This window comes from Bifidobacterium boum (assembly GCF_000741535.1).
Classification (GTDB): domain Bacteria; phylum Actinomycetota; class Actinomycetes; order Actinomycetales; family Bifidobacteriaceae; genus Bifidobacterium; species Bifidobacterium boum.
The window spans coordinates 34517-46846 of the sequence record NZ_JGYQ01000007.1 but is presented as its reverse complement, the minus strand read 5'-3'; the positions used below and the strand labels follow the sequence as shown (position 1 = coordinate 46846).

Annotated in this window: 15 protein-coding genes and 1 tRNA gene; all 16 read right to left on the bottom strand. The window is 63.5% G+C overall.

Annotated features, from left to right (window positions below):
* Position 1 precedes the first annotated feature (1 nt).
* Positions 2–418: a hypothetical protein gene (locus tag BBOU_RS01720; protein ID WP_033490637.1), complete on the bottom strand. Its 417-nt coding sequence runs from the start codon at positions 416–418 to the stop codon at positions 2–4.
* Positions 419–434: 16 nt separating this feature from the next.
* Complete coding sequence (locus BBOU_RS01715; protein WP_026502494.1) at positions 435–1016, bottom strand: hypothetical protein; 582 nt, start codon at positions 1014–1016, stop codon at positions 435–437.
* Complete coding sequence (locus BBOU_RS01710) at positions 1013–2101, bottom strand: hypothetical protein (RefSeq protein WP_026502493.1); 1089 nt, start codon at positions 2099–2101, stop codon at positions 1013–1015. Before BBOU_RS01710 ends, BBOU_RS01715 begins: the two co-directional genes overlap by 4 nt.
* A 10-nt stretch (positions 2102–2111) precedes the next feature.
* Positions 2112–4346 carry a fibronectin type III domain-containing protein gene (locus tag BBOU_RS01705; RefSeq protein ID WP_026502492.1) on the bottom strand — a complete coding sequence of 745 codons (2235 nt, stop codon included), beginning with the start codon at positions 4344–4346 and terminating at the stop codon, positions 2112–2114.
* 6 nt (positions 4347–4352) lie between these two features.
* Complete coding sequence (locus BBOU_RS01700) at positions 4353–7526, bottom strand: tape measure protein (protein ID WP_051616627.1); 3174 nt, start codon at positions 7524–7526, stop codon at positions 4353–4355.
* Positions 7527–7548: 22 nt separating this feature from the next.
* The gene (locus BBOU_RS01695; protein ID WP_026502491.1) at positions 7549–7956 is read right to left on the bottom strand and encodes a hypothetical protein; all 408 of its coding nucleotides are present in this window, start codon (positions 7954–7956) and stop codon (positions 7549–7551) included.
* The gene (locus BBOU_RS01690) at positions 7920–8270 is read right to left on the bottom strand and encodes a hypothetical protein (RefSeq protein ID WP_026502490.1); all 351 of its coding nucleotides are present in this window, start codon (positions 8268–8270) and stop codon (positions 7920–7922) included. Before BBOU_RS01690 ends, BBOU_RS01695 begins: the two co-directional genes overlap by 37 nt.
* Before the next feature lie 96 nt (positions 8271–8366).
* Positions 8367–8987 (bottom strand): phage tail tube protein, encoded by a 621-nt coding sequence (locus tag BBOU_RS01685; RefSeq protein WP_051616626.1) that lies wholly within the window; start codon positions 8985–8987, stop codon positions 8367–8369.
* A 29-nt stretch (positions 8988–9016) separates the two neighbouring features.
* Positions 9017–9406, bottom strand: coding sequence for a hypothetical protein (locus BBOU_RS01680; protein WP_026502489.1), 390 nt, complete (start codon positions 9404–9406; stop codon positions 9017–9019).
* Complete coding sequence (locus BBOU_RS01675) at positions 9403–9639, bottom strand: hypothetical protein (RefSeq protein WP_026502488.1); 237 nt, start codon at positions 9637–9639, stop codon at positions 9403–9405. Before BBOU_RS01675 ends, BBOU_RS01680 begins: the two co-directional genes overlap by 4 nt.
* A complete protein-coding gene (locus BBOU_RS01670; protein ID WP_026502487.1) occupies positions 9636–9971 on the bottom strand; it encodes a hypothetical protein in 336 nt (111 codons plus the stop codon). The genes BBOU_RS01675 and BBOU_RS01670 overlap by 4 nt, the downstream gene beginning before the upstream one ends.
* Positions 9968–10351: a Gp19/Gp15/Gp42 family protein gene (locus BBOU_RS01665; RefSeq protein ID WP_026502486.1), complete on the bottom strand. Its 384-nt coding sequence runs from the start codon at positions 10349–10351 to the stop codon at positions 9968–9970. The genes BBOU_RS01670 and BBOU_RS01665 overlap by 4 nt, the downstream gene beginning before the upstream one ends.
* A gap of 2 nt (positions 10352–10353) precedes the next feature.
* The gene (locus BBOU_RS01660; RefSeq protein ID WP_026502485.1) at positions 10354–10590 is read right to left on the bottom strand and encodes a hypothetical protein; all 237 of its coding nucleotides are present in this window, start codon (positions 10588–10590) and stop codon (positions 10354–10356) included.
* Positions 10583–11539, bottom strand: a complete 957-nt coding sequence (locus BBOU_RS01655; RefSeq protein ID WP_026502484.1) for a major capsid protein — start codon at positions 11537–11539, stop codon at positions 10583–10585. The genes BBOU_RS01660 and BBOU_RS01655 overlap by 8 nt, the downstream gene beginning before the upstream one ends.
* Positions 11540–11560: 21 nt before the next feature.
* Positions 11561–12145, bottom strand: coding sequence for a hypothetical protein (locus BBOU_RS01650; RefSeq protein WP_026502483.1), 585 nt, complete (start codon positions 12143–12145; stop codon positions 11561–11563).
* Positions 12146–12204: 59 nt separating this feature from the next.
* Positions 12205–12290 (bottom strand) — tRNA-Tyr (locus BBOU_RS09170).
* Positions 12291–12330: the final 40 nt, after the last annotated feature.

Sequence of the window (12330 nt, the reverse complement as noted above, 5' to 3'; positions counted from 1 at the left end):
TTCAGTTGGCGAGGTGTGTGCCGGCGGCGACGAACTGGCTGATCCAGTCGATGTCCTCGTCGGTGAGTTCGGTGAGCGGGCTGGTCTGGCCGAGCGGCGCGAAACTGCCGCCGTCCACGTAGCTCAGGTCGCTGTAGTTGGCGGTGTCGCTGCCGGCCGGTAGCTCGAAGTAGCGGATGCGTTGGACGGTGTCGCCGATCATCTCGGCCACCTTCCAGACCCACCTGCCGTCGGTGTTCTCGAGCTTCACGGTGGCTTTGCCCTGTTTGTCGAGGTCGATTTTGAACGGCTTCGGCAGGATCAGGTCGGTGCCGGCGAAGTGGTGGCGTTCCGGCTGGAAGATCAGCGTTCCGGCTGCGGGATCGGTGGTGCCGTCGCTTTTGGGAAGGCGGATGCTGATGTTGATTGTCGTGGCCATGGTTTCGTTCCTTTCTCTAGGCCGTGTACCAGGTGGTGTGCAGGTAGATCGGATTGCTGGACCCGTCGTTGCCTTGCTCGCATCGGATGGTGCCGTCCGTGCCGATGACCCACCACTGTGATGAGAAGTAGTGGTTGGGCGTCTTGGTATGACGGTCTGGCCGGTAGCCTTCTGGGATGGTCGCGCAGACATATCCGGTCTGGAAGCCTCCGGTTCGTGAGATGGAGCCGTCGAGTGTGACCATGCCTCCGTCTTTGCGGATGGCAAGTGGCGGATTGTTTTGTTTCCAGCTGCTGTCGGTCGGTTGGAGCGTGGTCCATTTGCTTGCGCCGGTGGCGGGCGGGAGCAGGTGCGTGGCGATGGCGAGCGCTCCTTGGATGGTGATGAGGCATCGGTCTCCTGGGTTTGCGGTGATGGTTTCCGGTGTGGCTTGGATGTTGGTGAGTGTGGTGCCGTCGATGGTGATGTCGACGGTGGTGTTGTGGGTTTGGGTGATGGTGGCGATGCGGGTGGTGGTGTTTTGTGTGGTTGGTTGGTTGGTGATTTGCAGGCCGAGTTGTCGGCCGAGTTGTCGTGCGATGGTGGTGTCGGTGTTCATGAGGCTTCTCTGAGTTCGGTTTGGGTGGGGAGTCCTGGTTTGAGGGTGATGGTTTGTGTTCGGATGGCGTAGGTGCCGTTGATGTGTTGTGTGGGGAGGTCGAGGGTGATGGTGTCGCCGATGGTGATGGGTGCGATGATGTGTGTGCCGGTGACGCGGTGGATGGCGTGTTGGTTGGTGGCGAGGAGTTCGGCGGCTTTTTGGTCGGCCATTTGTTGGAGTTGTTGGTCGGTTTGGTTTTCGGGGATGTCGTCGTATCGGTATTTTTTGCTGATGACGCGGCCGCGGTTGGGGATGCTTGTGGGGCTGTTTGGGTCGGTGTCTTTGGCGGTGCCGATGATTTCTTTTTCCTGGCTGGTGTAGATGGTGATGATCTGGTTGGCGGTGTCGAAGGTTTCGCGTTCGTCGGTGGTTTGTTTGGTCCATCGGCAGGTTGGTCCTTCGGTGAATGTCCAGGATGGTTTGCGTCGGCTTGGGTTGGTGTATGGCTGGAGGATGACGTGGCCGTATGGGTCGGTGCGGCAGGTGGTCCAGCCGGCGATGGTGAGCAGGTCGTTGGCGATGGCGAGTTTGTTGTCTGTCTGGTCGTCGGTGAGCCCGTAGGTGAGGGTGGTGCCGGTGCGGTAGTCGCTGTTGGGGTGTGGGAGGACGGTGAGGCCGTTGCCTGTGATGATTTTCTCGGCTTCGGCGACGGGGTCGCTTCCGGCGGGGATGCTGATCGGGGTGGCGTATTGGTCGTCGGCGAGTTCGCGGAGGCGGCCGTAGAGGGTGAGCGGGATGGTGGTGGTCGGTCCGTTGGTTTGGCGTTTGTCGGCAGACCAGAGGTAGGTGCCGAGTGGGATGCTTTCGCTGGTTTGGTCGGCGTAGGTGATGTCTGCCCAGATGCGGAGCAGGTCGCTGCCGAACAGGCTGGAGCCTTCGAGGTCGAGGGTTGCCTGTTCGGTGACCGTGGTGTCCTGGTTGCGTTCGATGCTGCCGCCTTGGACGATGCCATGGACGATGCCTGTTTCGTTGCCTGTGTTTCGGTCGACGCGCATGACGCGGATTTCTGTGTCGAATCGCATGGCGTGGTGGCGCTGGTCCATGGCTTGCCCCTTAGTTGTTTGGTTCCTCCCAGAGGATTTCGGTCATGTCGATGTCGAGGGTGGCCGTTGGTCCTTTGGCTTTGATGTGTGTGCTGATTTCGGCTTTGACGAAGGCTCTGGTGCCGTCGACGTTTCGCCACCATGCGTAGGTGTTGGCGCGGGCGAGGCGGCGGATGCGCTGGTAGAGTTGGCCGTCGAGGTAGTCGAGGGTTGTGCTGGCGGTGATCTGGTTGTCGAGCCGGCGGCTGGAGTAGCTGGCCGGCAGGTCGGTGTCGCTGCCGAGTTCGAAGTGGTATTCCTCGGTGTCGTGCGACTGTTTTTCGCCGATGTCGAAGCTTCCGCCGATGGGGATGGCTTCGCCTGCGTCGCTGCCGAAGTTGAGCATGCACATGTCCGTGGTGACGGTGGTGGTGACGATGGTTTCGCTGACCGCTCCGCTGGCGGCGTGGGCTGTGATGCGGTAGCCGATCTTCCGGTTGAGCGGCGGGAGTCGGTCGATGGTCTGCCGTCCGTCTGCGAGGCGTGACGAGAGTGTCAGTTCGTTTCCGTCGAGGAGGCGGGTCACGGCCATCCATTCGGTCTTCGGCTGGTCGTCTTTCGGGGTGCCGGCGAGCGCGGTGACCATGATGCTGAGGTTGCTTCCGTCGATGTCGATGTTGGCGGTCGGCGATGCGGGTGGGGTGTAGGAGACAGTCGCTCCTCGGCTGGCGGTGGTGGTGAGGGTGCTGCCGCCTTGGACGGTGACGTCGATGATGAGTTCGGTGCCGTTTTCGGGCAGGTATGTCGCCTGGTCGATGGTCAGGCTTCTGGCGGTGCCGTTGAGGTCGGTCTGGTAGACGACGGCTCCGTCCTTGCGGATGCGGACGCTCTGGTGGGCGACTCCGGTGGTGTCGGCGACCGACCATGCGATGTCGAACGGGCTGGCGGTGATGGTGGTGGGGTCGGTGACGGTGACGTTTGGCGGTGTCGCCGTGCGGATGGTGGTTGGTTGGCTCCATTCTCCCCAGTCGGCGTGCAGGCCTTTGGTGCGGACTCGGATCTGCCATCGGCCGTTCTCGTCGGTATGGAGCCTGTAGGCGGTGTCCGTGGCGACGGATGCCGTCGTGACGGTTCCGTCCGGATTGGTGAGTTCGATCTGGGCGGCGGTCTGGCTGGATCCGTCCGGATGGTTCGGCGTCCATCTGATGTCGGACGTGAGCGGCGTGGCGAGGGTCGCACCCTGCGCTGGAGCGGTGATGGTTGGAGCGCCCGGCGGGCAGATGGTGGTGATCTGGTTGGATTGCGTCCACTCTCCGGTGAGGATGCCTTTGGCCGCGTCGTCGTCGTAGATGGGGCGGCGCGCCCGTGCACGGTATTCGATGACGCCTGCCGGGGTGTCGCTGTCGAGGACCTGTGCGGGTTTGCCGGCGTAGGCGCCGGTGGTGAGGTCCTGCCAGTCTCCTCCGGCGAGGCGTCGTTGGACGTCGTAGCCGTTGGCGTAGCCGCCGGACAGGTCGATGAGGATTTGCGCGGATTTGGCTCCGGTCTTGATGGCTTCGACCTTGGCTGGCGTGCGTGGCGTGGTGTAGATGACCGGCGAGTCGACGTGTGTGGAGTCGCCGGCCTGGTTGCGGGCGTAGACGGCGAACTGGTAGCGGCCGTTCGGTCGCAGGTTGGTCGCGTCGAAGTTGGTTTTGTCCCAGTTGAGGACGCCGGAGCCGCCTTGATAGTTGCTCCATGTGTTCCAGTTGCCGCCGTCGAGCGCGATGCGCTGGTCGACGAGGATCTGTTTCCATGGTTTGAGCGCGCCGTTGTCCCAGTTGCCTTGCCAGGTGATGGACGCCTTGTTGTCGCTCACACGTTTGAACGATACGTTTTTCGGTGGGTTCGGGCTGTGGTAGTTGATGCCGCCGGTGTACACACCGCAGCTGGAGTTGCTGGTGCCGGAGTTGGGGCCGTTCCAGTAGATGTTGCCGCTGCAGGTGATGTTGCGCGCCGATTCCGCTTTGGCGACCGTCAGGTCTGCGGCGAGGATGCACACCTCGCTGTTGTGGCCGAGGTTTTTGTTGCCGGAGTTCGGGGTGTGCGCGACCTGCTGTCCGTTGATCCACGCCGTGGCCGCGACCCAGCCGTAGTAGTTCCATCCGTTGAGCGACTGCCACCATACCTCGACGTGGATGGTGTCGGTGGTGTCGGTCCATCCGGTGACCCACGCCTTGACGTGCGTGCGCCAGTTTCCGCAGATGTTGCCGTATCCGTCGGCCATTGTTCATCAGCTCCTTGCGGTGACGGTCGCGCCGCAGGCGGAGACGAGTTCGGCGAGGAGCCGTTGGAGTCGTTCGTTGCCTTCGATGGCGCGGTTGTTGAGTGTGATGTTGTAGGTCGTCGCCGTCGACGCGGACGGTATCGCCGTGGACTGTGCGGAGCAGCGCATGTCTCCGGCGGTGATGGATGACGTGGCCTTGCGCACGCTGTCCTTGAGCGCGTCGGTCGAGATTGTCGGCAGCGGGATGCTTTGCGGGATGGCGTCGGCGACCATGGCGTCGGCGGCGGCCTTGAACGCCGGAGCGCTTCGTTCGACGCCGATGGCGGCGCCTCGGCCGATCATCACGCCGACCTGGTCGCGGAAGACTCGTGATGGCGAGTGGATGCCGAGCTTGCTTTTGACCCAGTCGAGCGCGTTCTTCGCCGCGTTGACCGCAGCGTTGACGAGCTCTCCGGCTGCGGAGGCGACACCGCTGGCGATGCCTCTGATGATGTTCATGCCGACGCTGCCCCAGTTGACGCTGGTGAATGCGTTTTTGATGCTCGAGATGATCGATGGGATCTTGCCGACCAATTGCGGGATGGCGGAGACGAGGCCGGATGCGAGTGTGACGAGCATCCGGACGCCTGTGGAGAGGATCTGCGGCAGATGGCTGGCGATCGTGTTGACGATGCCGGCGATGATCTGCGGCACGTAGGCGACGAGCCGGGGGAGCGCCTGCGCGAGTCCGGTCACGAGGGTGGAGAGCATCTGCATGCCGGTGGAGAGGATGTTCGGCAGGTTGGCGCACAGTCCGTCGATGAGTGTCGAGATGATCTGCGGCACCTGCTCGACGAGCTGGGGCATCGCGGACACGAGGCCGTTGACCAGGTTCATGACCATCTGCACGCCCTGCTCCATGAGCTGCGGAAGCCCCGTGGCGAGCGCGGTGATGATGGCCGTGATGATCTGCGGGATGGCCGCGGCGAGTGTAGGCAGGCTGGAGACGATGCCCTGCAGGAGTCCGTCGAGCAGTGTCAGACCGGCGCTCATGAGCTGTGGCGCGGCGGCGATGAGGCTGGTCACGAGGGTGGTCACGAGGGTGACGGCCATCGGCATGAGCACGGGCAGGTGGGAGGCCAGACTGGAGACGATGGTGTCGATGAGCAGCGTGCCTACCGAGACGAGCGACGGGAGTGCCGTGGTGACGCCCTGGAGCACCATTTCGATGATGTAGGTGCCCGAGGAGACGAACTGCGGCAGGCTGGACTGGATCCACGTCTCGGCTTTGGAGAGGATGTCGGGCAGTGATGCGAACGCGGAGTCGATGACCCGCGACAGTTGTCCGCCCATCTGGCTGTCGATCATGCCGATGCCGGCCACGAGTGCGGCGGCGAGCGCTCCGATGCCGAGGAATTTGATGAAGTTTCCAGGTGCGAAGAATCTGGTGACGAGGCCGCCGATGGCGTTGAGGCCGTTCTGCAGTCCTGTTCCGGCTTTGCCGATGGCGTTTTGCAGTGGTCCGCCGATGGCGTCGCCGAGGCCGCCGAAGATGTTGCCGAACGCGGTTTTGAATGGTGCGGCGAAGCTGGAGAGTTTGCCGGTGATGGCGCTGGTTTTGCCGCTGATTTTGGAGAGTGCGCTGGCGAAGGGGTCGCCGTCGAGGGTCATGGCTTCGCGGATGGTTTTGTTGAACAGCGGTTTTGTTTTGTTGCCTATGGCGGTGATGGCGCTGCCGAGTGGTGAGGTGTTGATTTTTCCGGCGGCGGTTCCGAGGCCTTTGGTGATGGCGTCGCCGATTTGTCCGGCTTTGGTTTTGATGCCGGTGGTGGCGGCGGTGAGTCCGGTGTATAGGCTGCTGTTTTCCCATTTGAAGGCGATGCTTGCCATGCCTGGCGTGAGTTTCGTGCGGATGGTTTTTAAGATGCCGTCTGTGGCGGAGGCGAGTTGGCTTCCGCCTTGTTTGATGCGGTTGATGGCGTTGGCGAAGGGGTCGCCGTCTATGGCCATGGCGTCGCGCAGGCTTGGGCTGAGGTAGCCTTTGGCGTTGGCGATTTTGGTTTTGATGGCGTCGAATGCGCCGCCGATGTCGCTGCCTCCTTTTTTGAGGTTGGCGATGAGGTCGGCGATGCCTTTGTCTCCGGATTTGCCGAGTTGGTCGAGGACCGAGGTGATTTTGTCCGCGTTGCCTCCGACGGTGGCGAGGGTGGCGAAGCCGCCGGCGAGGGTGGCGACCTGTGCGGCGAGGTCGGCGATGCTGGTTTTGCCGCTGGCGATGCTGTTGCCGAGGTCTTCGATCTTCTGCGCGGCGATGGATGCGGCGGTGTTGAGGCGGTCTTGGAATTGGTCGGCGAGTTTTCCGGTGGCGCTGGCGGTCTGGTCGATGATGGGGATGAGCTTGCCGCCTACTTTGGTGGCGGCGCTGATGAGTGGGGTCTCGAACTGCGCGCCGAGTCGGCCGATGGCGGCTTTGACGTTGCCGACCATGCCGTCGAAGCTTTCGCCGGCGTTTTTGGCGGCGCCGCCGATGTGTTCCTTCATGGCGGCCTCGAAGTCGGCGAAGCTGACTTTGCCGTCGGACACCATGTCGCTGGCCGCTTCGGTGGTGGTGTGGAAATGATCGGCCAGATACTGCAGGACGGGAATGCCGGAGCCCATGAGCTGGAGCATGTCGTCGCCCTGCAGCTTGCCTTTCGCGGCGACCTGGGAGAAGATCAGGCCCATGTCCTGGAAGCTGCGGCCGCTGATCTGGGCGGCGTCGCCGACCGTGGTCAGCACTCCCTCGAGGTCGCCGCCCTGCTTGATGCCGGATGCGACGAGCGTGGCGGCGACGCTTGCGGCGTCGCCGAGTCCGAAGGCCGTGCCTTTGACGGAGGCGAGCGCGTTGCCCATGATCTTGTCGACGCTGGCGGTGTCGTATTTGAGGGCTTTGAGCTTGGTTTGGGCGCGTTCGATGTTGAGTGCGCGGTCGAAGCCGCCTTTCGCGGTCAGGCCGGCGATGCCGGATGCGATGCCGGCGATGGTGCCGACTCCGACTTTGCCGATTTTGCCGAACGCGCCGCCGATGGTGGAGATGATGCTTTTGCCGCTTTTTTTGGTGCCGGTGGTGGTGCCGTCGCTGATGGAGCCTTCGATGGCTTTGCCGAGGCCTTTGGTGCTTGGGCTGATGATGATGTAGCCGGTGCCGAGTTCCTGCGCCATCGTTGGCTCCTTCGCTTTTCGGTTATTCCTCGTTCATGTAGCCCTCCGGCAGGCCGAGGCGGCGGTTGAGCAGTGCGCGCCTCCTGTGGTCGTGCTGGTGTTTGGGTGGTGTCGGCTCCGAGAGGAGCGTGTCCGGTTTCGCCCAGTCGGGCGTGAGGCTGAGTTTCGACTGGCCCTGGTTGATGGATTGAACGAGTTTGTCGGTGTCGTCCGGGATGTATGCCCAGCCGGCGAGTGCGGCGAAGCTGTGGCTTCGTCGGTTTTTGAGGATTTCCCTGCACATCGGCCATGCGATGTTGAGGGGTGTGGTTTTCGGGTCGAGGGGCTGGTGCCAGACTTGCATCCAGTCGTATTGCAGGGCTGCACGGTGGTCCTGCCAGAGGGTGATGAGGATCAGGCTTTTGGGTCGGTCTTGCCTGCCTGCGCCCATGCGTCGATGATGCGGCCGATGTCGGCGATTTTGTCGCCGCTCTTGGTGTCGAGTTCGCGTTCGATGAGCGGGTATTCGCGGACGAGGTAGGTGAGGATGGTGGCCATGAAGTTGATTTTTTCCTCTTGGGTGAGGTTCTTCCATCCGCGGCTGACGGCGGTGAGGCCGACGATGATGACGCTGGTCGGCAGGTTCGCGCTGTCGTCGAGGCGTGGGAGGTCCATTTTCACGTCGCCGTATTGGATGTGGACGGGGCGAGCCTCTTCGGGGTCGGCGATGGCTGTGGGGGTGATGGTCTGGATGTTGTCGGTCATTGGTCGCCTTTCTGCAATGCGCCGGCTGCTTTGTGGGCGGGTGGGCCCCGCCGCCGGCAGCAGGCGCGGGAACGGCGGCGGGGCGTGGGTTGAGGGTCAGACGTCCATGGGGAAGCCGTAGAGCTTCATGAAGTACGGCGTGGCGGGCACGTCCTTGTAGGTGCGCAGGGTCATGCCGAAGTTCATCAGGTCGCTGACCTTCCATTCGATGTCCTCGCGTTCGTTGACCTTGCATTTCGGCGCGTGCAGGAGCAGGAGGTGGTCGGATTGGGTGACGCCTGCGACGACGTACTGCGCGGTCTTGTTGCATTCCACGTGGTCGATGGTCAGGCTGCCGTCCGCGCCGACGGATGCGTCGAAGTACGTTTCGACGATTTCCTTCTTCGATTCGAGGCCGGTGAAGCCGATGGTCCAGTATCCGCCGGAGCTCCAGGAGAGCACGTTGTCTCCGTTGTGGGCGGTGAAGTCGTTGGTGTCGCCGTCCTCCGGGTGGATGGTGATGCCGTCTTCGGAGAAGTAGCCGAACGGCTTCTTTCCGGATGCGGGACGCCAGTCCTTGCCGAAGGTGCCGATGTTCTCTCCGACGTCGTACCGGTAGATCGCCGCCTCTTTGATGAGGTTGACGTAGTTCTTGTTGTTGCCTTCGGACGCGAAGCTCAGGCCGGCGGCGCCGGCGGCGAGCAGCTGCGCCTCGAGGGCGGCGGTGTCGTTTGCCATTGGTGTGGCTCCTTTGTTTGTGGTGTTGGTCATGCGGCTTCGACGGTGAGCAGGATGACGGTGTAGGCGAAGTCCTGTCGCAGGTCGTCGTCGTGTGTCTGGAGTGGTCCGGATTCGACGCTGGCGTCGATGAGGGGCCGCTTGCGCCGGTTGTCGAGCAGCCATCGGCAGATGGTCTCGCTGAGCGCCAGGGCTTTGGGCCAGTCGCATGTCCTGCCGTCGTCTTGTGGCGCGTACACGCTGGCGCGCAGACGCATGTACTGGCTGACCGCCGTCGGATAGGCGGCGCGGTCGAGCGCGAGGCGCACGCGCGGCATGGTCGACGAGGCGGGCATGTCCCAGCCGATGGCCGCTTCGGGGATGGCCTGTGCGAGTCCGTCGAGGATGAGGCCGCTTGGATCCCTGCCGATCGCGTTCATACGCTCACCTGGCCGAGGATGCGGGTGAGTGTGCCGTGTTTGGCTTCGAGCGCGACCGGTGCCGTGGCGACGACGTTGCCGTGCCTGGCGTCGTCGTTGCGGTACACGGTGATGCGCGGGTCTCCGGCTGCGGCGCGTTCGACCTGGGCCTGCACGTTGTCGAGTAGGGCCTTGTTGTGCAGGAGCTGTCGTTCGACGTTCCCGCGGTTGAGGACGAATCTGATGTTGCTCATTGGTCCTCTCCTTCCTCGGCGTGGATCTTCACGCCGATGCCGGTGTCGCCGCGCTGCCAGACCTCGGGTGTCCGGGTGACGCGCATGGTCCGGCCCCGGACGGTGAGCAGGTCGCCGGCGAGGATCCCGAACGGCAGGCCTCCGCGGTGGTAGAGGTTGCAGCCGTGCGTGACGGTGCGTCGTCCGGCGGTGTCGGTGAGGTCGTATGCGCATGGCTCCACGAGCGCCTGTATGGCGCCGACCGTGGACGGCGCGCCGGCGGTGCGGCGTCCTTCGGTGGTTGTTTCGTCGGCTCGGGCGACGGTGATGGTTTCGGTCGGCGGTGTTCTCATGTGCCTCCCGTCATGGCGATGGTGAACATGCGGCCGCTGCCGGCGGCGTCGAGGTCGGCGACCTCGCTGGATGTGAGGTACAGGTCTCCGTTTGGGTTGCTGTACGACCAGCTGTCGGCGAAGGGGCCGGTGGTCTGTGATCCCTGGCTGAGTCCTTCGGGGTTCGTCTCCTCGGCGACCATGGCGCGTTTGACCATGTTGCAGCAGATGTCCTTGCAGATGCCGGGCTCGGCCTCCTCCGCCTGCGCCCATGAGGGGCATTGCAGGCGGATCTTGCGGCTCGCCGCGGCGAGGAGGCGTTCGGCCTTGGTTTTGTCCGTGTCGTCGAGTGTCCGCCAGATCTCCTCGAGGTCGGCGGCGGTGGCGAAGGGGTCGGCCATGGTCATGCCTCTGCGATGCGTTGCTCGCCGGTGTCGATGTCGCGGGTGACGGTCACGCGCGTGCCGTCCGGGCGGACCGTGTCGAATCGTTCGCTGCGGTGTCCGGCGGGAGGGAACGGGGCGGGCTCCTCCGGCTGCGGGTCCGGAGTGGTGGCGGGCTCCTCCGGCTGCGCCGGGGTGTCCCCGCCGATCTCCTCGGCCGGTTCCTGCGGGGTGACGTCAAGCTTCCTGTCAGCCATTGATGACTCCCTTCAGTCGTGCCGCGGCCTTGCCTGAGAACACGCCGAGTCCGCAGTAGAATTCGATGCGGGTGCGGTAGGCGGGCTTTTCCTGCAGCTGGCCGAGGTCCTCGACCTGCACGCCGCCGTTGGTCAGGCCGGTGACGCCTTGGTCGCCCTCGCTGGAACCGAACTTGACGGCGTAGATGCTGGTGGTGGTGGAATTGGTGCCCTGCGTCTCGTCGTTGTCGAGGATCTCCTTGCCGGCGGTGGTCTGTCCGGCCTCGAGCAGCGGGATGCCGTTCCACTGCATGACGCGCTTGCCGACGATGTCCTGCTGGAGGGTGGTGTCGTAGGAGATGTGGCGCATGGCGCTGCCGATCTTGCGGATGATGGCGGCGGAGGCGTAGATGGCGCCGTTGGTGGGGTTGATGCCGGGGACTGCGCCGAGCAGTTCGTCAAGCTTGTCGAAGAACCTGTGGATGTCGGCGTTGGAGTCGCCGAGAACCGGCATGCCGTTGGTGGCGGCGTCGATGACCTGCTTGCCGGTGAGGCGCTTCTTGAGGCCGTCGAAGCTCTTGGTGTCGACGCTGGAGTCGCCGTTGAAGAAGGTTTCCTGGTACTTGTAGCTGATCGCCTTGACCTTGAGCGTGGTCTGTTCGGCACGCTGGTCGTTGACGTTGCTGCGGGTCTGCTGGATGAACCTGTCGACGTCCGCGTCGCCGCCGAGGATGACGAGCCTCTCGCTCTTCTGGTTGAAGGTGCCTGTGGACTCGGTGTAGGACTCGTTGACACCTCGGAAGGCAACGCCCGGAAGGGTGGCCTCCTCGTTGTAGGCGTAGGCGTTTCCGTCGATGTTCATGAGTGGGATGCGGTCGAGGATCGGGCTGACCTGCACGAAGGTCTCGAGGACGCCCTTGGCGAGGGTGTCGGTGGAGAGCTTCGCGGCCTCGGTGATGTTGAGTGCCATGGTTGTGTGCCTTTCTGATGGTTATTTGGCCGCGTAGGCTTGCGAGAGAAGCTGCAGCGGCGTCATGCTGCCAGTGGTTGCGGTGGCCGTTTTGTCGGCCGGTGGGGTGGGCAGTCCGAGGTTTGGCCTGAGACTGTCCTTGAGCGCCTTCGCGTTCGCTTTGAGTTCGTCTCCGTCGCCTTTGAGCCGTCCGATGACGTCGCGGTCGAGTCCGGTGTCCTTGGCGATCTGGCCGATGAGGGCCTCGCGGTCGGCGGTGGCCTTGAGCGCGGCGATCTCATGCGTCAGCGATTCGATCTTCTTGTCGGCCGCTTCGAGCTTCGCGGCGTTGTCGCCTTCGCCGGCGTCGTATTTGGCGGCTTTGGCCTTGTATTCGTCGTATCCGGCGTATTTGGCTTCGAGTTTCGCTTTTTCCTCTTCGACGCGGGCGGCGAGCGCGTGGCTGAACTCCTTGGCGTTGTCGGTCGTGGGGTTCTTCGCGTTGTCGCCTTCGCCGTGGGTGTTCTGGCCTGCCGGTGGCTCGCCTTCGCCTCCTTGCGGTTCTCCGCCTTCGATGAGGAGGAGGTGGCGCATGAGGTTGCGGCGGTGGCGAAGGATGAAGTGCATTGGTGCTCCTTTGGTTTTTGCGCACGGTTAGCGACGCGGCGTGCGGGGTCCGCGGTGAGTGGCTGGCGCAGGATTCGGACCTGCGTGGCGCGTGTGGCGCGGCCGATTTACAGTCGGCTCCGTTCGGCCTCTTCGGTAGCCAGCCTTGGCTGTGTTATGATTGATGCTGATAAAGGTCTCATTGA